Origin of the sequence: Actinomycetospora cinnamomea (assembly GCF_003096675.1) — a bacterium.
In the GTDB taxonomy this organism is placed as follows: domain Bacteria; phylum Actinomycetota; class Actinomycetes; order Mycobacteriales; family Pseudonocardiaceae; genus Actinomycetospora; species Actinomycetospora cinnamomea.
In genome coordinates this window covers 643,851-668,426 of the sequence record NZ_QEKW01000001.1, presented here as the reverse complement: position 1 = coordinate 668,426, position 24,576 = coordinate 643,851, and the positions used below count along the sequence as shown (strand labels likewise).

The 24,576-nt window shown below is 73.5% G+C and carries 25 protein-coding genes; 24 read left to right on the top strand and 1 reads right to left on the bottom strand.

Annotated elements, in window-relative coordinates; all coding sequences use genetic code 11:
* Positions 1–67: 67 nt before the first annotated feature.
* The 24 genes from argS (at position 68) to C8D89_RS02975 (ending at position 24,034) form a co-directional block, all read left to right on the top strand.
* Positions 68–1,720, top strand: a complete 1,653-nt coding sequence (argS, locus tag C8D89_RS03090) for an arginine--tRNA ligase (RefSeq protein WP_116706544.1) — start codon at positions 68–70, stop codon at positions 1,718–1,720.
* Positions 1,721–1,759: 39 nt separating this feature from the next.
* Complete coding sequence (gene lysA / locus C8D89_RS03085) at positions 1,760–3,184, top strand: diaminopimelate decarboxylase (RefSeq protein ID WP_116706543.1); 1,425 nt, start codon at positions 1,760–1,762, stop codon at positions 3,182–3,184.
* 2 nt (positions 3,185–3,186) lie between these two features.
* The gene (locus C8D89_RS03080; RefSeq protein ID WP_116706542.1) at positions 3,187–4,578 is read left to right on the top strand and encodes a homoserine dehydrogenase; all 1,392 of its coding nucleotides are present in this window, start codon (positions 3,187–3,189) and stop codon (positions 4,576–4,578) included.
* 83 nt (positions 4,579–4,661) lie between these two features.
* Positions 4,662–5,678, top strand: coding sequence for a threonine synthase (gene thrC, locus C8D89_RS03075; protein ID WP_116706902.1), 1,017 nt, complete (start codon positions 4,662–4,664; stop codon positions 5,676–5,678).
* Positions 5,679–5,710: 32 nt separating this feature from the next.
* Entirely contained in the window at positions 5,711–6,604 is an 894-nt protein-coding gene (gene thrB / locus C8D89_RS03070) for a homoserine kinase (RefSeq protein ID WP_116706541.1), read from the top strand.
* Positions 6,605–7,034: 430 nt separating this feature from the next.
* Positions 7,035–9,179: a transcription termination factor Rho gene (rho, locus tag C8D89_RS03065; RefSeq protein WP_423716664.1), complete on the top strand. Its 2,145-nt coding sequence runs from the start codon at positions 7,035–7,037 to the stop codon at positions 9,177–9,179.
* Positions 9,180–9,409: 230 nt separating this feature from the next.
* Complete coding sequence (gene rpmE / locus C8D89_RS03060; protein ID WP_116706539.1) at positions 9,410–9,628, top strand: 50S ribosomal protein L31; 219 nt, start codon at positions 9,410–9,412, stop codon at positions 9,626–9,628.
* Positions 9,629–9,761: 133 nt separating this feature from the next.
* On the top strand, positions 9,762–10,829 hold the full coding sequence (prfA, locus tag C8D89_RS03055; protein ID WP_243417766.1) for a peptide chain release factor 1: 1,068 nt from the start codon (positions 9,762–9,764) through the stop codon (positions 10,827–10,829).
* An 11-nt stretch (positions 10,830–10,840) separates the two neighbouring features.
* Positions 10,841–11,665, top strand: coding sequence for a peptide chain release factor N(5)-glutamine methyltransferase (gene prmC / locus C8D89_RS03050; protein WP_243417764.1), 825 nt, complete (start codon positions 10,841–10,843; stop codon positions 11,663–11,665).
* Positions 11,666–11,676: 11 nt separating this feature from the next.
* A complete protein-coding gene (locus C8D89_RS03045; RefSeq protein WP_116706537.1) occupies positions 11,677–12,321 on the top strand; it encodes an L-threonylcarbamoyladenylate synthase in 645 nt (214 codons plus the stop codon).
* A gap of 104 nt (positions 12,322–12,425) precedes the next feature.
* Complete coding sequence (locus tag C8D89_RS03040) at positions 12,426–13,709, top strand: serine hydroxymethyltransferase (protein ID WP_116706536.1); 1,284 nt, start codon at positions 12,426–12,428, stop codon at positions 13,707–13,709.
* Positions 13,710–13,797: 88 nt separating this feature from the next.
* Positions 13,798–14,931 carry a glycosyltransferase family 4 protein gene (locus C8D89_RS03035; protein WP_207787044.1) on the top strand — a complete coding sequence of 378 codons (1,134 nt, stop codon included), beginning with the start codon at positions 13,798–13,800 and terminating at the stop codon, positions 14,929–14,931.
* 29 nt (positions 14,932–14,960) lie between these two features.
* Positions 14,961–15,440 carry a Cg1360 family ATP-synthase-associated protein gene (locus C8D89_RS03030; protein ID WP_116706534.1) on the top strand — a complete coding sequence of 160 codons (480 nt, stop codon included), beginning with the start codon at positions 14,961–14,963 and terminating at the stop codon, positions 15,438–15,440.
* 92 nt (positions 15,441–15,532) lie between these two features.
* Positions 15,533–15,838, top strand: coding sequence for an AtpZ/AtpI family protein (locus C8D89_RS29675; RefSeq protein ID WP_133251798.1), 306 nt, complete (start codon positions 15,533–15,535; stop codon positions 15,836–15,838).
* Positions 15,835–16,668 carry a F0F1 ATP synthase subunit A gene (gene atpB, locus C8D89_RS03020; protein ID WP_207787062.1) on the top strand — a complete coding sequence of 278 codons (834 nt, stop codon included), beginning with the start codon at positions 15,835–15,837 and terminating at the stop codon, positions 16,666–16,668. Before C8D89_RS29675 ends, atpB begins: the two co-directional genes overlap by 4 nt.
* Before the next feature lie 57 nt (positions 16,669–16,725).
* Positions 16,726–16,932, top strand: coding sequence for an ATP synthase F0 subunit C (gene atpE / locus C8D89_RS03015; protein ID WP_116706531.1), 207 nt, complete (start codon positions 16,726–16,728; stop codon positions 16,930–16,932).
* 43 nt (positions 16,933–16,975) lie between these two features.
* Positions 16,976–17,578 (top strand): F0F1 ATP synthase subunit B, encoded by a 603-nt coding sequence (gene atpF / locus C8D89_RS03010; protein WP_116706530.1) that lies wholly within the window; start codon positions 16,976–16,978, stop codon positions 17,576–17,578.
* Positions 17,575–18,417, top strand: a complete 843-nt coding sequence (locus tag C8D89_RS03005; protein ID WP_116706529.1) for a F0F1 ATP synthase subunit delta — start codon at positions 17,575–17,577, stop codon at positions 18,415–18,417. Before atpF ends, C8D89_RS03005 begins: the two co-directional genes overlap by 4 nt.
* Positions 18,418–18,462: 45 nt before the next feature.
* Entirely contained in the window at positions 18,463–20,112 is a 1,650-nt protein-coding gene (atpA, locus tag C8D89_RS03000; RefSeq protein ID WP_116706528.1) for a F0F1 ATP synthase subunit alpha, read from the top strand.
* A 4-nt stretch (positions 20,113–20,116) separates the two neighbouring features.
* Positions 20,117–21,163: a F0F1 ATP synthase subunit gamma gene (locus C8D89_RS02995; RefSeq protein WP_116706527.1), complete on the top strand. Its 1,047-nt coding sequence runs from the start codon at positions 20,117–20,119 to the stop codon at positions 21,161–21,163.
* 5 nt (positions 21,164–21,168) lie between these two features.
* Positions 21,169–22,629 (top strand): F0F1 ATP synthase subunit beta, encoded by a 1,461-nt coding sequence (atpD, locus tag C8D89_RS02990; RefSeq protein ID WP_423716662.1) that lies wholly within the window; start codon positions 21,169–21,171, stop codon positions 22,627–22,629.
* Positions 22,629–23,027, top strand: a complete 399-nt coding sequence (locus C8D89_RS02985; protein WP_116706525.1) for a F0F1 ATP synthase subunit epsilon — start codon at positions 22,629–22,631, stop codon at positions 23,025–23,027. The genes atpD and C8D89_RS02985 overlap by 1 nt, the downstream gene beginning before the upstream one ends.
* Positions 23,028–23,046: 19 nt before the next feature.
* On the top strand, positions 23,047–23,490 hold the full coding sequence (locus C8D89_RS02980; protein WP_243417762.1) for a DUF2550 domain-containing protein: 444 nt from the start codon (positions 23,047–23,049) through the stop codon (positions 23,488–23,490).
* Between the two features lie 196 nt (positions 23,491–23,686).
* Entirely contained in the window at positions 23,687–24,034 is a 348-nt protein-coding gene (locus tag C8D89_RS02975) for a DUF222 domain-containing protein (protein WP_207787000.1), read from the top strand.
* Positions 24,035–24,061: 27 nt separating this feature from the next.
* Here C8D89_RS02975 and C8D89_RS02970 read toward each other — a convergent pair whose 3' ends face one another.
* On the bottom strand, positions 24,062–24,565 hold the full coding sequence (locus tag C8D89_RS02970) for a hypothetical protein (RefSeq protein WP_116706524.1): 504 nt from the start codon (positions 24,563–24,565) through the stop codon (positions 24,062–24,064).
* Between the last annotated feature and the right edge of the window lie 11 nt (positions 24,566–24,576).

The following is a 24,576-nucleotide window of genomic DNA, read 5'->3' as shown; positions in this document are numbered from 1 at the left end:
GGGTGCGCACCCCCCGTGACCACCACCGAGCGTCGGACCGATGACCACCCGTCCCTAGAATCGGGGGGTGACCCCCGCTGCCCTGGCCGACCTCCTGCACGCCGTCGCCGTGGACGTGCTCACCGAGCGCGGCCTCGACACGGCCGTGCTGCCGGAGACGGTCACGGTCGAGCGCCCCCGCAACCCCGAGCACGGCGACTACGCCACCAACCTGGCGCTGCGCTCGGCGAAGAAGGCAGGGGTCGCGCCCGCCGAGTTCGCGGGCTGGCTCGCCACCAAGCTCGAGGGCTCCGACGCCATCGCCACGGCCGAGGTCGCGGGCCCGGGCTTCCTCAACCTGCGCCTGGCCGCCGACGCGCAGGCCGGCATCGTCGATGCCGTGCTCACCGCGGGCGAGCACTACGGCCACACCGACGACCTCACGGGCCAGGCGATCAACCTCGAGTTCGTCTCGGCCAACCCCACGGGTCCCATCCATCTCGGCGGCACGCGCTGGGCGGCGGTGGGCGACGCGCTGGGCCGCGTGCTCGCGTCCCAGGGGGCCGCGGTCACCCGCGAGTACTACGTCAACGACGCGGGCGCGCAGATCGACCGGTTCGCCGAGTCGCTGATCGCCGCCGCCGAGGGGCGCCCGGTGCCCGAGAACGGCTACGGCGGGGCCTACGTCGCCGAGGTCGCGCAGAAGGTGGTCGAGGCGGACGAGGACGTGCTCGCCCAGCCGGAGCCCGAGAAGCTCGCGGCGTTCAAGCGCCTCGGCGTCGAGGTGATGCTCGACGAGATGCGAGCGAGCCTGGAGTCGTTCGGCACGCACTTCGACGTCTGGTCCTCGGAGCTCGCGCTGCACAGCTCGGGCGCGGTGGAGCGCTCGGTGCAGCAGCTCAAGGACGACGGCGCCCTGTACTTCGCCGACGGCGCGTGGTGGCTGCGCTCCACCGAGCACGGCGACGACAAGGACCGCGTCGTCATCAAGTCCGACGGCACCCCGGCCTACATCGCCGGCGACATCGCCTACTACCGCGACAAGCGCGCCCGCGGCGCCGACCTCGCGATCTACATGCTGGGCGCCGACCACCACGGCTACATCCACCGGCTCAAGGCGGTGGCCGCCGCGTTCGGCGACGACCCGGCGCGCGTCGAGGTGCTCATCGGCCAGCTGGTCAACCTCGTGCGCGACGGGCAGCCGGTGAAGATGTCCAAGCGTGCCGGGACGATCATCACCCTGGAGGACCTCGTCGACGCCGTGGGCGTGGACGCGGCCCGTTACACGCTGGCGCGCTCGTCGGTCGACCAGGTGCTCGAGATCGACCTCGACCTGATCTCGAGCCGCACCAACGAGAACCCCGTGTTCTACGTGCAGTACGCCCACGCGCGGCTGGCGTCGCTGGCCCGCCACGCCGCCGACCTGGGCGTCACCGCCGACGACCCGGATCTCGCGCTGCTCACCCACCCGCGGGAGGGCGACCTCATCCGCACCCTCGGCGAGTTCCCGCGGGTGCTGGCGTCGGCCGCGAGCCTGCGCGAGCCGCACCGCGTCGCGCGCTACCTCGAGGAGCTCGCCGGCGCCTACCACCGCTTCTACGACACCTGCCGCGTCCTGCCGCAGGGCGACGAGGAGCCCACGGGACTGCACACGGCCCGGCTGGCGTTGTGCTCCGCGGCCCGTCAGGTGCTCGCCAACGGCCTGGGCCTGCTCGGCGTGAGCGCGCCCGAGCGCATGTGACGACCTCTCCGGAGCTGAACACACCGTGGTGATCCCCCGATGACCCGCGCCCATCCCGCCGGGCCCCGCCACGCCGACGTCATCCCGCAGCACGAGGACGGCGGCGCCCCACCCGACGGGGCCGCCCTCGACGTGCTGCCGACCGCCGTCTGGCCCCGGCACGCCGCGCGCGGTGCCGACGGCGCCGTCCGTCTCGCCGGGGCCGACGTCACGGCGTTGGCCGAGCAGTACGGCACGCCGCTGTTCGTCGTCGACGAGGCCGACTTCCGTGCCCGCTGCGCCGAGCACGCCGCCGCGTACGGCGACCCCTCGCTGGTGCACTACGCGGCCAAGGCGTTCCTCACCGCCGAGACCGCCCGCTGGGTGGCCGACGAGGGGCTCGGGCTCGACGTGTGCACCGAGGGCGAGCTGCGCACCGCGCTGCGCGGCGGCTTCCCGCCCGAGCGCATCACCGTGCACGGCAACAACAAGAGCCGCCACGAGCTCGCCGCCGCCCTCGACGCCGGGGTCGGCGCGGTCGTCGTCGACTCCTACGTCGAGATCGCGCGCCTCGACGAGCTGGCCCGCGCCCGCGACGTGCGCGCCGACGTCATGGTCCGCGTGACCGTCGGGGTCGAGGCGCACACCCACGAGTTCATCGCCACCGCCCACGAGGACCAGAAGTTCGGGTTCTCGCTGGCCTCGGGCGACGCCACGGAGGCCGTGCGGCGCGTGCTCAAGTCGCCGGGCCTGCACCTCGTCGGGCTGCACAGCCACATCGGCTCGCAGATCTTCGACGCGGACGGCTTCGAGCTCGCCGCGCGTCGGGTGATCGGCCTGCTCGCCGAGCTCCGCGACGAGCACGGCGAGGCCGTCTCCGACGCCCTGGGCACCGTCGACCTCGGCGGCGGCATGGGTATCGCCTACACCACCGCGGACGCGCCGCGCTCGCCCGCCTGGATGGCCGCCGAGCTGCGCGCCATCGTCGAGCGGGAGTCCGCCCGCGTGGGCCTCGCCCCGCCGCGGATCGCCGTCGAGCCCGGGCGCGCCATCGCCGGACCGGGCACGGTCACCGTCTACGAGGTCGGCACCGTCAAGGACGTCGAGCTGGGCGGCGGCGCGCGGCGGCGCTACGTCAGCGTCGACGGCGGGATGAGCGACAACATCCGCACCGCGCTCTACGACGCGCACTACGACTGCCGTGTCGTGTCCCGCACGGCGGGCACCGCCCCGCCCGTCCGGTCCCGCGTCGTCGGCAAGCACTGCGAGTCCGGCGACGTCGTCGTCCGCGACTGCTGGCTGCCCGCCGACCTCGCGCCGGGCGACCTCGTGGCCGTCGCCGCGACGGGCGCCTACTGCTACGCGATGGCGAGCGCGTACAACAAGGTGCCGCGTCCCGCCGTGGTGGCCGTGGCCGACGGCACGTCGCGCCCGCTGCTGCGACGCGAGACGCTCGACGACCTGGCGCGGTTGGAGGTGGGGTGAGCATGGTCGGCAATGACGGGCGGCCGGTCGGCGTCGCACTGCTCGGCTGCGGTGTCGTCGGCTCCCAGGTGGTGCGGCTGCTCACCGAGCAGGCCGACGAGCTCGCCGCGCGCGTCGGCGCGCCGCTGCGCCTGGTCGGGGTGGCCGTGCGCCGCCCCCAGCGCCATCCCGACGTGCCCGCCGACCTCATCACCACCGACGCCGCCGGCCTCGTGGCCCGCGAGGACGTCGACGTGGTCGTCGAGCTCGTCGGCGGCATCGAGCCGGTGCGCGGGCTGCTGCTCACCGCGCTGAAGAACGGCCGGTCGGTGGTGTCGGCGAACAAGGCGCTGCTCGCCGAGGACGGGGCGGCGCTGGCCGCGGCGGCCGCCGAGTCCGGCGCCGACCTGTACTACGAGGCCTCGGTGGCGGGCGCGATCCCGCTGCTGCGCCCCATCCAGCAGTCGCTCGCCGGCGACCGGATCGTGCGCGTCGCGGGGATCGTCAACGGCACCACGAACTTCATCCTCTCCGCGATGGCCTCCACGGGCGCGAACTACGCCGAGGCCCTCGAGGAGGCCGGGCGCCTGGGCTACGCCGAGGCCGACCCCACCGCCGACGTCGACGGCTACGACGCCGCGTCCAAGGCCGCCATCCTCGCCAGCCTCGCGTTCCACACCCGCGTCACCGCGGACGACGTGCACCGCGAGGGCATCCGCGACGTCACCGCGGCCGACATCGCCGCGGCCCGCGCGCTGGGCTGCACGGTGAAGTTGCTGGCCATCTGCGAGCAGGTCGAGGGGCCGGCGGGGCCGAGCGTCTCGGCCCGCGTGCACCCGGCGATGATCCCGCGCTCGCACCCCCTCGCCTCGGTCTCGGGCGCCTACAACGCGGTGTTCATCGAGGCCGCGGCCGCCGGGCAGCTGATGTTCTACGGGCAGGGCGCGGGCGGGCCGCAGACCGCGAGCGCCGTGCTCGGCGACCTCGTCGCCGCCGCACGCAACCGCGTGATCGGCGGGCGCGGGCCGCGCGACTCCGCCCACGCCGACCTGCCGATCGTCGCCATGGGCGACACCCGCACCCGATACCACGTGTCCCTCGACGTCTCCGACCGCGCGGGCGTGCTCGCGCAGGTCGCGGGCGTGTTCGCCGAGCACGGGGTGAGCATCGCGACGGTGCGCCAGGAGGGCCGGAACGGCACCGGGCTCGAGGACGGTGTCGCACGTGACGAGGGTGATGGCGCGCGGGACGCCCGGGACGCCACACTGGTGATCGTGACCCACAGCGCGCCCGACGCCGCCCTCGCGGCCACGGTCGACGCGCTGACCGGGCTCGACGCGGTGCAGGGGGTCGCCGGCGTGCTGCGGGTCGAGGGTCTGGGGCGGCCCGTGACGGAGCTGGGGGGTGTGTCGTGACCGGCGTGATCGGTGGGGCCGGGACGGTCGCGCTCGGCGCGCGCGTCGAGTGGCCCGGGATCATCCCCGCCTACCGGGACCGCATGCCCCGCGTGCAGCCCGGCTGGGAGGTCGTCACCCTGCGTGAGGGTGGCACCCCGCTGCTGCCGGCGCCGCACCTGTCGGAGCTCACGGGCTGCGAGGTCCACCTCAAGATCGAGGGCGCCAACCCGACGGGCTCGTTCAAGGACCGCGGCATGACCGTGGCCATGACCGAGGCGCTCGCCGGCGGCGCCCAGGCCGTCATCTGCGCCTCGACGGGCAACACCTCGGCCTCGGCCGCCGCGTACGCCACGCGCGCCGGGATGACCTGCGCGGTCCTCGTGCCCCAGGGCAAGATCGCGCTGGGCAAGCTCGCGCAGGCCACGGTCCACGGCGCGCGCATCCTGGCGCTCGAGGGCAACTTCGACGCCTGCCTCGAGCTGGCCCGCCGCGCGGCCGAGCAGTACCCGGTCGCGCTGGTCAACTCGGTGAACCCGGCGCGCATCGAGGGGCAGAAGACCGCGGCGTTCGAGATCTGCGACCAGCTGGGCCGCGCGCCCGACGTGCACGCCCTGCCCGTCGGCAACGCCGGGAACATCACGGCCTACTGGCGCGGTTACACCGAGTACGCCGGGGACGGCGTGGTGGCCGGCACCCCGCGAATGCTCGGCGTGCAGGCCGCCGGCGCCGCGCCGCTCGTGCACGGCGCGCCCGTCACCGACCCGGAGACCCTGGCCACTGCCATCCGCATCGGGTCGCCCGCCTCCTGGGACGGCGCGATCGCTGCGCGCGACGAGTCCGGGGGCCACATCACGGCGGTAGACGACGACGCCATCCTCGAGGCGTACCGCCTGCTCGCCGCCCGCGAGGGCGTGTTCGTCGAGCCCGCCTCGGCGGCCTCGGTGGCCGGACTGCTCGCCCGGTCGCGGGCCGGCCGTCTCGACAGCGGGCAGGTCGTCGTGTGCACCGTGACCGGCCACGGGCTCAAGGACCCGGCGACCGCGCTCGCCGACGCCCCCGAGCCCGTCGTGCTCCCGCCGGACGTGGACGCCGTCGCCGACGCCCTGGGCCTGCGCTGAGCGCCGGGCCGCAGGTCGCGCGCGAGCCGGCGGTGCCGGCCCGCGCGGGCGTGCGCGTGCGGGTGCCGGCCACGTCGGCCAACCTGGGCCCGGGCTTCGACACGCTCGGGCTCGCGCTGGGGCTGTACGACGACGTGGAGCTCGCCGTCGCCGACGGCCCCGCGTGCACCGTGGACGTCGAGGGCGAGGGCGCGGGGCGCCTGCCCCGCGACGAGCGCCATCTGGTGCTGCGGGCCGCGCAGGCGACCTTCGACCGGGCCGGGGCCCCGCGGGTGCCCCTGCGGCTGCGGTGCCGCAACGTCATCCCGCACAGCCGTGGCCTCGGGTCGTCCGCGGCGGCGGCCGTCGCCGGCATCGTCGCGGCGCGGGCGCTGCTCGCCGACACGCACCCGCTCGACGACGACACGGTGCTCGACCTGGCCGCGGGCTTCGACGGTCACGCGGACAACGTCGCGGCCTGCCTGTTCGGCGGCCTCGTCGTCGCCTGGGGACACGAGGGCACGTGGCACGCCGCGCGGCTGACGCCCCACCCCACGCTGCGGCCCGTGGCGCTGGTGTCCGCGCGCTCGAGCTCGACCGAGGCCACCCGCGGGCTGCTGCCCGACCGCGTCCCGCACGCGGACGCGGCGTTCACCGCCGCCCGCGCCGCACTGGCCGTGCACGCCCTGACCAGCGCACCCGAGCTGCTGCTGGCGGCCACCGAGGACCGCCTGCACCAGCCCTACCGGCGCCCCGCGTACCCGGAGACCGCGACCGCGGTGGACCGGCTGCGGGCGGCCGGAATCGCCGCCGTCGTGTCCGGCGCCGGGCCGACGGTGCTGGCGCTGACCCTCGACGGGCGCCTGCCCGACGACCTCGACACCACGGGCTTCACGGTGCGGGCGCTACCCGTCGACACCGACGGGGCACGCGCCGAGACCCTCTGACACGCCCTCTGACACGCACTGCGTGCCGAGGTGGGGGTGGTTGTTGCTGCTCCCTCCGGTGGGGTCTACATTGGCGGCCACAGCGACCACGCGTGTCCGCGTCGGTGCCTGGTCCCCGCTCCGTCCGGGACGCCCTCTCCTTGATCCGTCGGGTCGGCCCGGCGGAGGGGCACGTCATGATCGCTGTGAACACCGCGGGCCGTACCGTCCGGGGCCGATCTCCGTCGGCCCTCCGGGCCAGCAGCGACCCGCGAGCAGTCCCGCCCCGCGGGGCGGACACGTCCGCTGGTCCGGGTGGTCCCCGGGCCGGTCAGGAAGGACCTGCGTGACCGAAACCGACGTCATCTCCACCGACGCCTCCACCCCTGCCGACGCCGGGGCCTCGGGGGCGACCGCGCCCGAGCGGCGCCGGCGGGGAGGTGTTTCCGGCATGGTGCTCGCCGAGCTGCGCGACCTCGCGACCTCACTCGGCGTCACCGACACCACGGGGATGCGGCGCAACGACCTCATCGCCGAGATCAAGAAGCGCCAGTCCGGCGGGGGCGACCAGCTCCCGCTCAGCGGCGACGGCGCCTCCGCCGACGCGGACGGCGCGGCCGGCCCCGCCGAGGCGCCCGCCGAGGCGCCCGCGACGGGCCCGTCCGGCGACGGCGCCGACACGGCGGCCCCGCGTCGCCGCGGTGGCCGCCGCCGCGCGACCGCCGCCGCGGGCACGCCGCCGGAGCCCACCATCGAGGAGGCCACCGGCACCCCGGCGACGGACGCGCCCGCCGAGGCGGGCCCCGCGTCCGCCGAGGTGACCGCCGCGACCGACGCCGTGCCCGGTGCCGAGTCCGCCGCGGCCGCCGCCACGGAAGCCGCTCCGGCCACCGAGACCGCGCAGCCCGCGTCGACCGGCTCTGCGGGCTCTGCGGGCTCTGCGGGCGATGGCGCCACGGCCGAGGGCGGCGCGCCGTCGTCGCGCCGTGGCCGCCGTGGTGCCCGCCGCGACGCGGGCCCGGGTGTCGACGCGAACGCCCAGCCCGCGGCCGCCGCGGACGCCGAGGCCACCGAGGCCACCAGCTCCACGTCGAGCGCGCCCGCCACCGAGCGCCCCGACACCACGCCCGACGGCGGCCAGCAGGGCGGCCAGCAGGGCGGTGACCAGGGCGGACAGTCCCGTCGCCAGCGCGAGCGCGACCGCCAGCAGGGTCGGCCCGACCAGAACGGGCAGGGCGGCCAGGGTGGCCAGGGTGGCCAGCAGCAGGGTGGCCAGCAGCAGACCCAGCAGCAGGGCGGCCAGCAGCAGACGCAGCGCGACGACACGGACGACGACGAGGAGGGCGGTGGCCGCCGGCGCGGCCGGCGCTTCCGCGACCGCCGCCGCAACCGCAACGACCGCGGCGAGCGCAGCGAGCGCGGGCAGGGCGGCGGCGAGCCCGAGGTCCGCGAGGACGACGTCCTCATCCCGGTCGCCGGCATCCTCGACGTCCTCGACAACTACGCGTTCGTGCGCACCTCGGGCTACGCGTCCGGGCCGAACGACGTCTACGTGTCGATGTCGCTGGTGCGCAAGCACGGACTGCGCCGCGGCGACGCCGTCACCGGCCAGGTGCGCCAGCAGCGCGAGGGCGAGCAGAACCGGCAGAAGTTCAACCCGCTGGTCCGCATCGACTCGATCAACGGGCTCGACCCCGAGCAGGCCAAGCGCCGGCCCGAGTTCACCAAGCTCACGCCGCTCTACCCGAACGAGCGACTGCGTCTCGAGACCGAGCCGCACCTGCTCACCACGCGTGTCATCGACCTGGTCATGCCCGTGGGCAAGGGCCAGCGCGCGCTGATCGTCTCGCCGCCGAAGGCCGGCAAGACGATGGTGCTGCAGGCGATCGCCAACGCGATCACCACGAACAACCCCGAGGTCCACCTCATGGTCGTGCTCGTCGACGAGCGGCCGGAGGAGGTCACCGACATGCAGCGCTCGGTGAAGGGCGAGGTCATCGCCTCGACCTTCGACCGGCCGCCGTCGGACCACACCTCGCTGTCCGAGCTCGCGATCGAGCGTGCGAAGCGCCTCGTCGAGATGGGTCACGACGTCGTCGTCCTGCTCGACTCGATCACCCGTCTCGGCCGCGCCTACAACCTCGCGGCCCCGGCGTCCGGGCGCATCCTGTCCGGTGGTGTCGACTCGACCGCGCTCTACCCGCCGAAGCGCTTCCTCGGCGCCGCGCGGAACATCGAGGACGGCGGGTCGCTGACGATCTTCGCCACGGCCCTGGTCGAGACCGGGTCGACGATGGACACGGTCATCTTCGAGGAGTTCAAGGGCACCGGCAACGCCGAGCTCAAGCTCGACCGCAAGCTCGCCGACAAGCGCATCTTCCCCGCGATCGACCCCGACCCGTCGGGCACGCGCAAGGAGGAGCTGCTGCTCTCGCCGGACGAGATGGCGGTGACCCACCGCCTGCGTCGCGTCCTGGCCGCGCTGGACTCCCAGCAGGCCATCGAGCTGGTCCTCGACCGCCTGCGCAAGTCGCGGACGAACATCGAGTTCCTCATGCAGGTGGCCAAGACGACCCCCGGCAAGGACGACGACTAGGCACCTCCCGGACCGGAGCGAACGCGCTGTTCGCTGCTTCTACGCGTACGAACAGCGCGTTCGCTGCGACCGAGCGAGGGTCGGGGCGCGGGAACATCCGCGACCCCGAGGTGGTTGACGTGACCAGCGGGCGGTCCTGCGAGAATGGCCCGCAGACCAGGTTCCGGTTCACCCCGTCGGGCATCGGCCGCGGGGACCCGGCGACCACGAGGCGAGAGGACCCCGATTCCGTGAAGAGCGGCATCCACCCCGAGTACGTCGAGACCCAGGTGCTCTGCAGCTGCGGCAACTCGTTCACCACCCGCAGCGCCAAGCCGGGCGGCAACATCACCGTCGAGATCTGCTCCGCCTGCCACCCGTTCTACACGGGCAAGCAGCGGATCATGGACACCGGTGGTCGCGTGGCCCGCTTCGAGGCCCGCTACGGCAAGCGCGCCGGCCGCAAGTAGCTCCCGCGACGCCCGTCGTCCCGCGCCCACCACGGCGCGGGGCGGCGGGCGTTCTGCATGACGGGCGAGGGGAGGGACGGGGATGGTCCAGCAGACGGAGTCGACGAGTCAGGGGATGACACGGTCGCCCGGCGTGACCGCGCTGCTCGAGGAGCACGCGGGGCTGGAGGCGCGCCTCGCCGACCCCGACGTGCACGCCGATCCGGCGCTGGCACGCTCGCTCGGCCGGCGCTACGCCGTCCTCTCGCCCGTGGTCGCCACGGTCTCCGAGCTCACCGGCGCCGAGGCCGACCTCGCCGACGCCCGCGAGCTCGCCCGCGAGGACCCCGCGTTCGTCGCGGAGGCCACCGAGCTCGAGGCGCGCGTCGAGACCCTGCGGGCGCGCCTGGCCGAGCAGCTCGTGCCGCGTGACCCCAAGGACGCCGACGACGTGGTCGTCGAGGTCAAGTCGGGGGAGGGCGGCGAGGAGTCCGCGCTGTTCGCCGGCGACCTGCTGCGCATGTACTCGCGCTACGCGGAGCGCCGCGGCTGGAAGGTCGAGGTCCTCTCGGCCACCGAGTCCGACCTCGGCGGCTACAAGGACGTCACGGTCACCGTCACCGCTCCGGGCAACGAGCCTGACGGCGTGTGGGCGTGGCTGAAGTACGAGGGCGGGGTGCACCGCGTGCAGCGCGTCCCCGTCACCGAGTCGCAGGGCCGCATCCACACCTCGGCGGCCGGGGTGCTCGTCTACCCCGAGGCCGAGACCTCCGACGTCGAGATCGACGAGAAGGACCTGCGCATCGACGTCTTCCGCTCGTCGGGCAAGGGCGGGCAGGGCGTCAACACCACCGACTCGGCGGTCCGGATCACCCATCTGCCGACGGGCGTCGTGGTGTCGTGCCAGAAGGAGCGCTCGCAGCTGCAGAACAAGGCGCGCGCCCTGGAGGTGCTGCGCTCGCGACTGCAGGCCATCGCCGACGAGGCGGAGCAGGCGCAGGCCTCGGCCGACCGGCGCAGCCAGATCCGGACGGTGGACCGCTCCGAGCGCGTCCGCACCTACAACTTCCCCGAGAACCGGATCTCCGACCACCGCATCGGCTACAAGTCCCACGACCTCGACCGCGTGCTCGACGGCGACCTCGACGCGGTGCTCGACGGGCTGCGCGCTGCCGACCGTGCCGAGCGGATGGCCCGCGCGGCGGACGAGGGCGCGACCTGAGGGGCGGGGTCGTGACCGGGCCGGTCGCCCGCGTCGCCGCGCGGCTCGCGCAGGCCGGGGTCGCCTCGTCGCGCGTCGACGCCGAGCTGCTCGTCGCCCACGTCCTCGGGGTCCCGCGCGGGCGGCTGCTGCTGGCCGACCCGCCGGACGATGCCCAGGAGCGGGCGATCGACGCGCTCGCAGACCGGCGCGCCGCGCGCGAGCCCCTGCAGCACCTGCTCGGCACCGCGGTGCTCGGGCCCGTCGAGGTGGCCGTCGGCCCCGGGGTGTTCGTGCCCCGCCCCGAGACCGAGGTGCTGCTGGAGCTCGCCGTCGAACGCCTGCGCGGCCGCACCACGCCGGTGGTCGTCGACCTGTGCACGGGCACCGGCGCCCTCTCCCTGGCCGTCGCCCGCATGCGTCCCGACGCCGTCGTGCACGCCGTCGAGGTCGCCCCCGGCGCCCTGACCTGGGCGGAGCGCAACCTCGCCGGTTCCGGGGTCACCCTCCACGTCGCCGACGTGACGTCGCCCGGGGTCCTCGCCGACCTCACCGGCACCGTCGACCTCGTCACCTGCAACCCGCCCTACGTGCCCGAGGACGTGCCGGTCCCCGACGAGGTCCGGGCCGATCCGCACGACGCCGTGTTCGCCGGCGCCGACGGTCTCGCGGTGATCCGCCCGGTCGCGGTCCTGGCCCACCGCCTCCTGCGGCCCGGGGGAGCGGTCGCGGTGGAGCACGACGACTCGCACCCCGCGGCGGTGCGCGAGGTCCTCGCCGGCGCCGGGTTGGTCGACGTCGCCACCCACGACGACCTCACGGGACGCCCGCGCGTCGTCACGGCGCGCCGGTCCTAGGCTGGCCGGCCGTGAGCACGGTGTACGACTGCGAGGACCCCGCCACCCGCCCCACCGGCCTGGCCGCGGCGGCGGCCGCGGTCCGCGCGGGGCGGCTCGTCGTCGTCCCGACCGACACCCTCTACGGCATCGGGGCGGACGCCTTCAACGGGCGCGCGGTGGCCGACCTGCTCGCCGCCAAGCACCGCGGGCCGGACATGCCCGTCCCGGTGCTGGTCGGCAGCTGGTCGACGATCGACGGGCTGGTGGGCTCCGTGCCGCCCGTCGCGCGCGACCTCGTCGAGGCGTTCTGGCCCGGGGGGCTGTCGATCGTCCTGCCGCACGCGCCGTCGCTGGCGTGGGACCTCGGGCAGACCCGCGGCACGGTCATGCTGCGGATGCCGCTGCACCCGGTGGCCCTCGAGCTGCTGCGCGACGTCGGGCCCATGGCCGTGAGCAGCGCGAACGTCTCCGGGCGGGCGCCGGCGACCACCGTGGAGGAAGCGCGCGAGCAGCTGGGGGAGTCGGTCGAGGTGTACCTCGACGGCGGGGTCTGTGCCACGGGTGTGGCCTCGACGATCGTCGACCTCACCGGCGAGACCCCCCGCCTGCGCCGGGAGGGCGCGGTCAGCGCCGACGACGTCTCCCGCGTGGTCGGCATCCCCGTCACCATGTGAGCGGAATTCGCGGCCATCGCCGGGAACTTCGCTCACGTGGGCACTGTGACCCACGTTCCAGGGGCGGGGCGCGTGCTCGTGAATGGCCGGTAACGTGAGGCCACATGGCAGCCGACTCACACTTCTGGGGCCCGGACTACGACGCGCTGCGGGCCGTGGACCCCGAGATCGCGCAGGTCGTGGACGACGAGCTCGGTCGGCTGCGCGGCGGACTCCAGCTCATCGCCAGTGAGAACCTGACCAGCCCCGCCGTGCTCGCCGCACTCGGTTCGACGCTGTCGAACAAGTACGCCGAGGGCTACCCGGGCCGGCGGTACTACGGCGGCTGCGAGGTCGTCGACCGCGCCGAGGAGATCGGCGTCGACCGGGCCAAGGCCCTGTTCGGCGCCGAGCACGCCAACCTGCAGCCGCACTCGGGAGCCAACGCCAACCTCGCCGTGTACGCGGCGTTCTGCCAGCCGGGCGACAAGGTGCTGGCCATGAGCCTGCCGCACGGCGGCCACCTCACGCACGGCGCCAAGGTCAGCTTCTCGGGCAAGTGGTTCGAGCCGGTGCCCTACACCGTCCGCGAGGACGACGGCCTGATCGACTACGACCAGGTGCGCGACCTCGCGCTGCAGCACCGACCGAAGATGATCGTGGCCGGCGCCACCGCCTACCCGCGTCTCATCGACTTCGCGCGGTTCCGCGAGATCGCCGACGAGGCCGGCGCGATCCTCTGGGTCGACGCGGCGCACTTCATCGGCCTCGTCGCGGGGCAGGCCATCCCCAGCCCGGTGCCCTATGCCGACGTGGTCACCTTCACTACGCACAAGGTCCTGCGCGGACCCCGCGGCGGCATGCTCGTCTCGAAGGCCGAGCACGCGAAGGCGCTCGACAAGGCCGTCTTCCCGTTCCTGCAGGGCGGCCCGCTGATGCACGCGGTGGCCGGCAAGGCGGTCGCGCTCGCCGAGGCCGCGACGGTGGACTACCAGCGCTACGCCCGCCAGGTCATCGCCAACGCCCAGGCCCTGACCTCGGCGCTCGAGACGCACGGCATGCGCGCCATCTCGGGCGGCACCGACACCCACCTCGCGCTGCTCGACCTGCAGCCCCTCGGCGTCACCGGCAAGGAGGCCGAGGCGCGCAGCGGGCTCGCCGGGATCACGCTGAACAAGAACGCGATCCCGTACGACCCGCAGCCGCCGATGACCGCCTCGGGCATCCGGGTGGGGTCTCCGTCGATCACCACGCAGGGGATGACCGAGGCCGAGATGCCCGAGGTCGCCCGGCTCATCGCGGCGGCGGTCACGGCCGACGAGACCAGTGAGGACGGCAAGCAGGCCCTCGCCGACGTGCGCGACGAGGTCGGCACGCTGGTCTCGCGCTTCCCCGCGTACCCCCGCTGACACGCCGGGTGCGCGGCGCCGCCGCGTCCCCGTTGTCCGCGCAGGTCTACCCTCGGGCTCCGTGGGCCCGTCACCGGACTTCGCCCCGATGGGGCTGCCGATCCGGGAGTACCTCCTGGTCGGGTTGTCCGCGGCGGTGGTGACCTACCTGCTCACGGGGCTGGTGCGCCGCCTCGCGCTGCGCGTCGGCGCCATCGCCGTGCCGCGCGGGCGCGACGTGCACACCATCCCGATCCCGCGCCTCGGCGGGGTCGCGATCTACCTCGGCGTGCTGGGCGGGGTGTTCGTCGCGAGCCAGCTGCCGGTGCTGCGCCGGGCGTTCGACTACTCCAGCGAGACGGTGGCCGTGCTCGTCGCGGGCGGGCTGATCGTGCTGGTCGGGGCGCTGGACGACCGGTTCGGCCTCGACGCGCTCACCAAGCTGGCCGGCCAGGCCACCGCCGCCGGGGTCCTCGTGCTGATGGGCGTGCAGTGGACCGCGGTGTACCTGCCGTGGGGCGGCACCGGCGGCAGCACCGGTTCGGTGCTGCTGCTCGGGCAGGACCAGGGCGTGCTCATCACGGTGTTCCTCTGCGTCGTGCTCGTCAACGCGATGAACTTCGTCGACGGGCTCGACGGGCTCGCCGCGGGCATCGGCACGATCGCGGCCACGGCGACCTGCGCCTTCGCGCTCGGCCTGCTCGGCCAGCAGAACGGTGACGTGAACGCCTACCCGCCGGCGCTCATCGCCGCGGTCCTGGCCGGGGCGTGCGCGGGCTTCCTGCCCCACAACTTCCAGCCCGCGCGGCTGTTCATGGGCGACTCGGGCTCGATGTTCATCGGTCTGACCCTCGCCGCGGCCACCACCACGGCCTCGGGCCGCACCAACTACACGACCACGGGCGCCACGGGGGCGCTCGCCCTGGTCACGCCACTGATCGTGGTCGCGGCCGTCGTCTTCGTCCCGCTGCTCGACCTGCTGCTCGCGGTCATCCGCCGCACCCGTGCGGGCACCAGCCCGTTCGCGCCGGACAAGATGCACCTGCACCACCGGCTGCTCGAGATCGGGCACTCCCAGCGGCGCGCCGTCCTGCTGATCTACCTGTGGGCCGGGGTGCTGTCCTTCGGGGCCGTGGCCCTCGCCCTGGTCGACAACGCGTTCCTGGTGGTCTGGATGGTCACCGTCGGCCTGCTCGTGGCCGTCCTCGCGTCGGCCGTGCCCCGTCTGCGCTCCCGCGCCTGACCCGTCCCCTCTCGACACGGAAGTTGGAGATGACCACCCCCGACAGTCCCGACCAGCCGGACCAGGGCGCGACTCCTGGCCCCACACCCACGAGCACCCCCGCCACCACCGCCCAGATCCTCGACGCGAGCCGCGTGATGCTCCGCGGCGGGCTGTGGCCCGCCGCGGTGGTCGCCGTGCTGGCGGCGGTGGTCGCCGGGTTCCTCGCCGGGGCGACCGGCGTCGTCGCCGCGGTCGTCGGTGCGGTGGTGGTCGTCGCGGTCTGCTCGCTGGGGCCGCTCGTGATGCGCTGGACCGCGGCCGCGGACCCGATGGTCGTGATGGCCGCGGCGATGGTGAGCATGATGGCCAAGCTCGGCGTGCTGCTGGTGATCTTCCTGGTGCTCGACGGCCTCGGCCTCGTCGACACCCGCATCGCCGCGCTCGCCCTCGGGCCCACGGCGATCGCGTTCATCGCCGGCGAGGTCATCGCCTTCGCCCGGATGCGCACCCCGACGATCGCGGTCTGACCCCCTGTCGGGGGAGTCGCATCGGGATCGATCCAGACACCTCCGACGTCCCGTAGTGGACTACGACGAACGTGCTGATATGGTGCGCCTCGATGGCGCAGGACAGCCTCCGCGGTGATGCGGACCGCGCCCCGACCAGGGGCAACGGTCCCGGTTCGCCGTCGGAGGCGTGGACGATCCTCTCCCACCTGATCACCGGGATCCTGGTGTTCGGTCTGGCGGGATGGGGGCTGGACACCCTGCTCGGGACGCGATGGCTCCTGCTCGTCGGGCTGCTGCTCGGCCTGGGTGCGTCCTTCGCCCTGATCTACATCCGTTACCTTTACGTCCCCCCCGACCCTCTCCCTCGACCCGGTGGACCCGCCGGCCCGGAGGACCGGAAGGAGCAGCACGGGTGATCTCGTCGGTCTGGCCGCAGGTGCCACCGGTCCCGCCGTCCCCGCCGGCCCCGCCCGCGGAGGGTTTCAAGCCGCCCGGCACCTCGGACTTCGACATCCCGCCCATCTTCGAGGGCGTCCCCGTCCTCGAGTGGTTCGACAAGCCGACGCTCCAGCTCATCCTGGCGGCCCTCATCGTCTTCGGCTTCTTCGCCCTGGCGACGAAGGCACCCAGCATCGTGCCGGGTCGGCTGCAGTTCCTGGCGGAGAAGTTCCAGGGCCTCGTGCGCGACCAGATCGCGCGCGACAACATCGGTCCCGAGTTCCGCAAGTACGTGCCCTACCTCGTGACGCTGTTCGCGTTCCTCCTGGTGAACAACGTCTTCGGGATCTTCCCGTTCGTCCAGTTCCCGACCTTCGCGCACCCCGGCATGGCGTACGCGCTGGCCGCGGTCACGTGGATCATCTTCAACTACGTCGGGCTGCGGAAGCACGGCGCGCTCGACTACCTCAAGCTGCAGACCTGGCCGCCCGGGGTGCCGTGGGCGGTCCGCATCATCCTGACCCCGATCGAGTTCATCTCGAACTTCATCCTGCGGCCGGTCACGCTCTCCCTGCGGTTGTTCGGCAACATGTTCGCCGGCCACCTGCTGCTGCTGCTGTTCGTCTTCGGCGCCGAGTACATGCTCACCACCGCCGACTCGATCGTCCTGAACGTGCTCTCGCCGTTCGCGTTCCTCTTCGCGATCGTCATGACGTTCTTCGAGGCCTTCGTCCAGGTGGTGCAGGCCTACATCTTCACGATCCTCACCGCGTCGTACATCGGCGCCTCGCTGGCCGAAGAGCACTGAGCCGGCGGGTCCGTCCCTCCCCTCCCGCGCACGACTCCTCCAGGAAGGAACCACCTCATGGTCCAGGGCAGCCTCAACATGGTCGGCTACGGTCTCTCGGCCGTCGGCCCCGGTATCGGCGTCGGCATCGTGTTCGCGGCGTTCATCAACGGCGTCGCCCGCCAGCCCGAGGCCCGCGGCCAGCTGCAGACCATCGCCTTCATCGGCTTCGCCCTCTCCGAGGCGCTGGCGATCATCGGTCTGGTCCTCGCGTTCGCCATCTGAGTCCCCCTGACCGGTCGACACCGCAGGGACGGGAGGTGAACCGATGAGCGTGACCGCGCTGCTGGCCGAGCAACCGGCCGGCCATCCGTACGCCACGCTGCCGCACACCAGCGAGATCATCCTCGGCCTGGTGGCGTTCGCGCTGCTCGGTTTCGTGCTCTACCGGTACGCGTGGCCGAACGTCGTGTCGTCGCACGAGGACACGAAGAAGCAGATCGAGTCGGGCATCGCGCGCGCCGAGGCCATGGAGGCCGACGCCAAGGCGGAGCTCGCCCGCAGCCGCGAGCGGCTGGCCGGTGTCGACGGCGAGACCGCGCGCATCCGTGACGACGCGCGGGCCGACGCCGAGCGCATCGGGCAGGACATGGATCGGCGCGCGCAGGAGGAGGCGGACCGGATCGTCGCCCAGGGGCGGCAGTCGGTCGAGGCCTCGCGGTCGCGGACGGTGTCCGACCTGCGCGCCGAGACCGGTCACCGGTCGGTGGAGCTGGCGCGGCGCATCGTGGAGTCGTCGTTGTCCGACGACGCCAGCCGGGGTGCCAGCGTCGACCGCTTCCTCGACGAGCTCGAGGCCATGGGCGCCGGTACGGGCGGGTCCGGCAGCACCGACGGCGCGGGTACCCGCGGGAACGGAGCTCAGGCATGAGCGCGCCGGGCGTCCTCGCCGACTTCCACGCGGCGAGCCGCGACGCGCTGGAGAACACCCGCCACCGGCTGTCGGAGTCGACGGCGCAGGCGGGCTCCGGCGACCTCGACACGGTGACCGACCAGCTCGACGCCGTCGCCGACGTGCTCACCCGTGAGCCGGTGCTGCGTCGGACGCTGGCGGACTCCTCGCGGTCCGTGGAGGACCGTGAGGGCCTCGCGGACCGGCTGTTCGGCCAGCAGGTCACGACGGCCACCGCCGACGTGGTCCGGGCGGCGGTCTCGTCGTCCTGGTCCCGCGCGGAGGACCTCGTCACCGCGCTGCGCACGGTCGCCCGCGAGGCGCTGCTGGTGTCGGCCGAGCGCGACGGCCGCCTCGACGCCGTCGAGGACGAGCTGTTCCGCCTCGGCCGCATCGTGGGCGCCGAGCCCGACCTCGAGCGCCTGCTGGCCGACCCCACCGCCGACGCGGACGGCAAGCAGCGGGTGCTCGAGCGGCTGCTCGCCGACCGCGCCGAGCCCACGACCCGCAAGCTGGCCGCCCAGCTGGTGGCCCACCCCGTCGGGCGGAGCATCGCGCAGGGCCTGGAGCGGCTCGCCGAGCTCGCGGCCGAGCGCCGCGAGCGCTCGGTGGCGACCGTGCGCTCGCCCATCGCCCTCTCCGAGCAGCAGCAGGAGCGACTGGCCGGGGCCCTCACGCGCATCTACCGTCGGGACATCACGCTCCACCTCGAGGTCGACCCCCGGATCGTCGGCGGTCTGGTGATCCAGGTGGGCGACGAGGTCATCGACGGCAGCGTCGCCGGGCGGCTCGACGAGCTGGGCCGCAGGCTCGGCTGACCCCGGCACCCCGACACCCCTATACGACTAGCGAGAGCGGAAGCCATGGCCGAGTTGACCATCTCCTCCGACGAGGTCCGCAGTGCGATCGAGGACTACGTGTCCTCGTACTCCGCGGACTCCTCCCGTCAGGAGGTCGGCATCGTCACCTCGACGGGTGACGGCATCGCGTACGTCGAGGGCCTGCCCTCGACCATGACCAACGAGCTGCTCGAGTTCCCCGGCGGCGTCCTGGGCCTGGCCCAGAACCTCGAGGAGCGCGAGATCGGCGTCGTCATCCTCGGTGAGTACGAGACCATCGAGGAGGGCCAGCAGGTCACCCGCACCGGCCGGGTGCTCTCGGTGCCCGTCGGCGACGGGTTCCTCGGCCGGGTGGTGAACCCTCTCGGCCAGCCGCTCGACGGCCTCGGCGACATCGAGTCCGAGGGCGAGCGCGAGATGGAGCTGCAGGCGGCCACGGTCGTCCAGCGCCAGGGCGTCGAGGAGCCCCTGCAGACCGGGATCAAGGCCATCGACGCCATGACCCCGATCGGGCGCGGCCAGCGCCAGCTCATCATCGGTGACCGCAAGACCGGCAAGACCGCGGTCTGCACGGACACGATCATCAACCAGCGCGAGGCGTGGGAGACCGGCGACCCGCAGCAGCAGGTCCGCTGCGTCTACGTCGCGATCGGCCAGAAGGGCACCACGATCGCCGGCGTGCGCCAGGCGCTCGAGGACGCCGGCGCGATGGAGTACACCACCATCGTCGCCGCCCCGGCCTCCGACCCGGCGGGCTTCAAGTACATCGCCCCCTACGCCGGCTCGGCCATCGCGCAGCACTGGATGTACCAGGGCAAGCACTGCCTGATCGTCTTCGACGACCTGTCGAAGCAGGCCGAGGCCTACCGGGCGATCTCGCTGCTGCTGCGCCGCCCGCCGGGCCGCGAGGCCTACCCGGGCGACGTCTTCTACCTGCACTCGCGGCTGCTCGAGCGCTGCGCCAAGCTCTCCGACGAGCTCGGCGCCGGCTCCCTGACCGGGCTGCCGATCGTGGAGACCAAGGGCGGCGACATCGCGGCCTACATCCCCACCAACGTCATCTCGATCACCGACGGCCAGTGCTTCCTCGAGGCCGACCTGTTCAACCAGGGCCAGCGGCCCGCGCTGAACGTCGGGAACTCGGTGTCGCGCGTCGGCGGCGACGCGCAGATCAAGGCGATGAAGACGGTCGCCGGTCGCCTGCGCGTGGAGCTGGCCCAGTACCGCGAGCTGGAGTCGTTCGCGGCCTTCGGCTCCGACCTGGACCCGACCAGCCAGGCGCAGCTCGACCGCGGTGCCCGCCTGATGGAGCTGCTCAAGCAGGGCAACGGCGAGCCGTACCCGGTCGAGGAGGAGGTCGTCGGCATCTTCCTCGGCACCCGTGGTCACCTCGACTCGGTGCCGGTCGAGGACGTCAGCCGCTTCGAGACCGAGTTCCTCGAGCACGTGCGCCGCGACGGCGGCATCCTCGCCGAGATCCGCGACTCCGGGAAGTTCTCGGACGAGCTCGAGGAGCGCCTGAACAAGACGGTCTCGGAGTTCAAGGAGCAGTTCCAGACCGGCTCCGGCGAGGGCGTGGCCGACGACGGTGGCTCCGGCGAGCTCGCCACCGGCGGCGACTCGTCCGACGAGTCGTCCGAGGACTCGTCGAACGACTCCGGCTCGGAGAGCTGACCGCATGCCCGCTTCCCTCCGCGTCCTGCGTCGGCGCATCCGGTCGACGAAGAACATCGCCCAGATCACCAAGGCGATGGAGATGGTCGCGGCCTCGCGTATCGCCAAGGCGCAGGCCCGCGTCCAGGCCGCCCGGCCGTACTCCGACGAGTTCACCCACGTGCTGACCACGGCCGCGCGGGCCGGCGCGAGCGACCACCCGCTGCTGGTGGCCCGCGAGGAGCCGAGCCGGGCGGGCGTCCTCGTGGTCACCAGCGACCGCGGACTCGCCGGCGGCTACAACGCCAACGTCCTGCGCGAGGCCGAGCGGCTGATGCGCGAGCTGTCGGACGCCGGCAAGGAGACCGCGCTGTTCGTGATCGGCGGCAAGGGCACCGCGTACTTCCGGTTCCGCAACCGGGAGGTGTCCGGTGAGTGGACGGGCTTCTCCGAGGTCCCCGACTACCCGAACGCCACCCGCGCCGCCGACACCCTGACCGCGGTCTTCCTGGCCGGCGGCCAGGAGAGCGTGCAGCGACCGTCGGACGACGAGGGGTCCGGGGCGGGCAGCTCCGGCTCGGACCAGGGCGGTGAGGGCGAGGGCGCCTCCCGGTCGTCCTCGTTCGTCCCCCCGGAAGAGGCCGAGGGCCTGTCCGGGGTCGACGAGCTGCACGTCGTGTTCACCGCGTTCGACTCGATCTCCAGCCAGACCGTCACCTCCCGCCAGATCGCGCCGTTGCAGCTCGACGAGGCCGACGGCGCGTCGGACGACGAGTCGTCCGGGCAGTCCGGTGACTCCGAGGAGCGGCAGGCCGAGTACGAGTTCGAGCCGGAGCCCGAGGTGCTCTTCGACCGGCTCATGCCCAAGTACCTCCGCGCGCGCGTGTTCGCGGCGCTGCTCGACGCCGCGGCGTCCGAGTCGGCGGCCCGGCAGCGCGCCATGAAGGCGGCGACCGACAACGCGAACGACCTGGTCGACAACCTGACCAGGGACGCGAACCAGGCCCGCCAGGCACAGATCACGCAGGAGATCAGCGAGATCGTTGGCGGCGCCAACGCCCTCGCCGAGTAGGGGAGCTGACGATGACCCAGTCCACCGCCACGTCCGAGGGCACCGCGCAGAACGGCTCGCAGGGTGCCGTCGGCCGCATCACCCGCATCCTCGGCCCCGTCGTCGACGTGGAGTTCCCGCGCGGCGAGGTGCCCGAGCTCTTCAACGCCCTCACCCTCGACGTCACCCTCGGCGACAACACCAAGAAGCTGACCCTCGAGGTCGCGCAGCACCTCGGCGACAACCAGGTGCGCACGATCTCGATGCAGCCCACCGACGGTGTGGTGCGCGGCTCCGACGTGCAGGACACCGGCCACGCGATCTCGGTGCCGGTGGGCCCGGTCGTCAAGGGCCACCTGTTCAACGCGCTCGGCGACTGCCTCGACGAGCCGGGCTACGCGGCGGACGCCGACCGCTGGACGATCCACCGCGACCCGCCGGCCTTCGAGGAGCTCGAGGGCAAGACCGAGGTGCTCTGGACCGGCCTGAAGGTCGTCGACCTCCTGACCCCGTACGTGCAGGGCGGCAAGATCGGCCTGTTCGGCGGCGCCGGTGTCGGCAAGACGGTGCTCATCCAGGAGATGATCACTCGCATCGCCCGCAACTTCGGTGGCACCTCGGTGTTCGCCGGCGTGGGAGAGCGCACCCGTGAGGGCAACGATCTCTGGGTCGAGCTCCGCGAGGCCGGCGTGCTCGACGACACCGCGCTGGTGTTCGGTCAGATGGACGAGCCGCCCGGCACCCGCATGCGCGTCGCCCTGTCGGCGCTGACCATGGCGGAGTACTTCCGTGACCAGGAGGAGCAGGACGTCCTCCTGTTCATCGACAACATCTTCCGGTTCACGCAGGCCGGCCAGGAGGTCTCCACGCTGCTGGGCCGCATGCCCTCGGCCGTGGGCTACCAGCCGACCCTGGCCGACGAGATGGGCGAGCTGCAGGAGCGGATCACCTCGACCCGCGGCCGCTCGATCACCTCCATGCAGGCGATCTACGTGCCCGCCGACGACTACACCGACCCGGCGCCGGCCACCACCTTCGCCCACCTGGACGCCACCACGGAGCTCTCCCGTGGCGTGTTCGCCAAGGGCATCTTCCCGGCGGTGGACCCGCTGACCTCGACCTCGACGATCCTCGACGCGCAGTACGTCGGCGAGGACCACTACCGGGTCGCCCGCGAGGTCATCCGCATCCTGCAGCGCTACAACGACCTGCAGGACATCATCGCCATCCTCGGCATCGACGAGCTCTCCGAGGAGGACCGCCTCACCGTCGCCCGCGCGCGGCGCATCGAGCGCTTCCTCGGCCAGAACATGTACGCCGCCGAGCAGTTCACCGGTGAGGAGGGCTCGTTCGTGGACGTCAAGGACACGGTCGAGGCCTTCGACAAGATCACCAAGGGCGAGTACGACGACTACCCCGAGCAGGCCTTCGCGATGACTGGTGGCCTGGAGGACGTCGAGGCCAACGCGAAGAAGTACTCCTCCTGATGGCGGAGATGGAGGTCGCCATCGTCGGCGTCGAGAAGCGGCTGTGGTCGGGCCAGGCGAACTTCGTCTCCGCCCGCACGGTCGAGGGCGACATCGGTCTGCTGCCCGGGCACCAGCCGGTGATCGCCGCCCTCGACGAGGCCGGCGTGGTGCGCATCGACCCGACCGACGGCGAGTCGTTCCACGCCGCGGTGTTCGGCGGGTTCCTGTCGGTCACCGCCGAGTCCGTCACGATCCTGGCCGAGCAGGCCGAGATCGCGTCGGAGATCGACGTCTCCGCGGCGCGCGACGAGCTGCAGCGCGCCGAGGGCGGCAACGAGGACGACCACGAGAGCCGGGCCGCCGCGGCCCGCGCGCGGGCGCGCCTGCGGGCGGCCGGCGAGAACCCGGACCGCTGAGGAACGGCGAGCAGCACCGGTGGGCCCCGTGATGATCGCCGAGTTGGCGGCCATCGTGGTGCTCGCGGTGCTGCTCGTCGTGGCCCTGCTGATGCTGCGCCGCATCCGGCTCCTCCGCCGGGGTGGTGTCGACGTCGCGCTGCGCCAGTCGCGGGCGGCGGAGGACCCGCGCGGCTGGCACTCGGGGCTCGCCCGCTACCGCGGCGACGAGTTCCGGTGGTATCGCGTCGGCGGCCTGCGCTCGGGACCCAACGTGGTCCTCGACCGCACCCGCCTCGAGATCGTCGACCGCCGCAGCCCGGTGGCGGGCGAGATGCACCCTCCGGGCTCCACCGTGCTGTCCTGCCGTGAGGGTGGGACCACGTGGGAGCTCGCGATCAGCGCCGACGCGCTGACCGGGTTCGCGTCCTGGCTCGAGTCCATCCCGCCCGGGCGCTCGACCGGCTACCGCCAGGCGAGCTGACCCCTCACGTCCCGGGGCGGCTCCGCGAGCGGTCGACGGCCGTCAGCAGCGCCTCCCGACGCTCACGACATCGGGTCCGGTACCGGCGGGGACGTAGCGCGTCGCGCGGTGCGTGCCCCCGATGTGCTCCAGTTCGCGGGTCGGCAGGAGCTCCACGGTCCGCCGCCTCGTACGGGCTCCGCCGAACCACGCGGCCGTGTGGGGTGAGGCCGAGGTCGGGCTGGCGCAGGCGGCGACGAGGTTGTCGCCGCGGGGGTTGGAGAAGGTCGCCGCCCGGTTGCTGGCGTATCTGGATCCGGACGGGGTGGCCCCCGATGAGCGGGAGGCCCGCCACGACGAGGTGCGGTTGGTCTCGCGCCGTGACGGGACGCTGTGGATGACCGCGGTGATCGCCGACGCCGTCGGCGCGGAGATCCTCCGGGAGGGGTTCGGACCGTCGAGATCCTCGACGGGCTGCCGTGGTTCACCCCCCACCCTGGATCGACCCTGGATCGACCCCGACCGACAACGAAGACCCGGCGGACGACCCCGCATCCCGCACTGAGGAGCGGCTCCTGCACGACGCTGCGCGTCAAGCCGGGCGGGTCCGGGCGACGGCGGTCTGCAGCGCGTCCCAGAAGCGCGTGACCTCGGGGCCGATACCCGACGCGACGTGGCGCGTCGTGCGTCGGGTGCCCCCCAGCGGCGTGCTCGTCACCGCCACGACACCCGCCGCGGGCGCGGCGCCCGGGGCGCGCTTCTGCAGTCCGGCGGCCGGCACGGCGACCTCGAGCTGGTCCAGCCGGTGGAAGCCGACCCGTGCAGCGGGGTCGACGTGCGGCGCGTCGTCACTGCCCTGACGGTAGGAGATGATCAGCAGCTCGGGCGTCAGCAGGAGCTCCGTGGTGTGCCGCTGCGAGCGCGGGCCGACGCGCTGCCGGTTCATCGTCTCCTCGTCGACGCGCAAGCCGTGGGTCACCTCGGCCAGCGGGTCGCGGTCCAACCCTCGCGTCGTCCCCTGACGCCGGATGAACGCGACCGTCACGGGCGGCAGGTCGTCGACCGTGACGGCCCCGGACGTCAGGTTGCGGGCCACGGCGCCACGGT

Coding starts and splice junctions, on each gene's coding strand:
- C8D89_RS03040 (WP_116706536.1), top strand. CDS start 12,426: ATGGCAGCCGACTCACACTTCTGGGGCCCGGACTACGACGCGCTGCGG.
- lysA (WP_116706543.1), top strand. CDS start 1,760: ATGACCCGCGCCCATCCCGCCGGGCCCCGCCACGCCGACGTCATCCCG.
- atpF (WP_116706530.1), top strand. CDS start 16,976: ATGAGCGTGACCGCGCTGCTGGCCGAGCAACCGGCCGGCCATCCGTAC.
- C8D89_RS02985 (WP_116706525.1), top strand. CDS start 22,629: ATGGCGGAGATGGAGGTCGCCATCGTCGGCGTCGAGAAGCGGCTGTGG.
- C8D89_RS29675 (WP_133251798.1), top strand. CDS start 15,533: ATGGCGCAGGACAGCCTCCGCGGTGATGCGGACCGCGCCCCGACCAGG.
- C8D89_RS03030 (WP_116706534.1), top strand. CDS start 14,961: ATGACCACCCCCGACAGTCCCGACCAGCCGGACCAGGGCGCGACTCCT.
- rho (WP_423716664.1), top strand. CDS start 7,035: ATGGTGCTCGCCGAGCTGCGCGACCTCGCGACCTCACTCGGCGTCACC.
- C8D89_RS03080 (WP_116706542.1), top strand. CDS start 3,187: ATGGTCGGCAATGACGGGCGGCCGGTCGGCGTCGCACTGCTCGGCTGC.
- C8D89_RS03035 (WP_207787044.1), top strand. CDS start 13,798: ATGGGGCTGCCGATCCGGGAGTACCTCCTGGTCGGGTTGTCCGCGGCG.
- C8D89_RS03005 (WP_116706529.1), top strand. CDS start 17,575: ATGAGCGCGCCGGGCGTCCTCGCCGACTTCCACGCGGCGAGCCGCGAC.
- thrC (WP_116706902.1), top strand. CDS start 4,662: ATGCCCCGCGTGCAGCCCGGCTGGGAGGTCGTCACCCTGCGTGAGGGT.
- C8D89_RS02995 (WP_116706527.1), top strand. CDS start 20,117: ATGCCCGCTTCCCTCCGCGTCCTGCGTCGGCGCATCCGGTCGACGAAG.
- atpE (WP_116706531.1), top strand. CDS start 16,726: ATGGTCCAGGGCAGCCTCAACATGGTCGGCTACGGTCTCTCGGCCGTC.
- atpA (WP_116706528.1), top strand. CDS start 18,463: ATGGCCGAGTTGACCATCTCCTCCGACGAGGTCCGCAGTGCGATCGAG.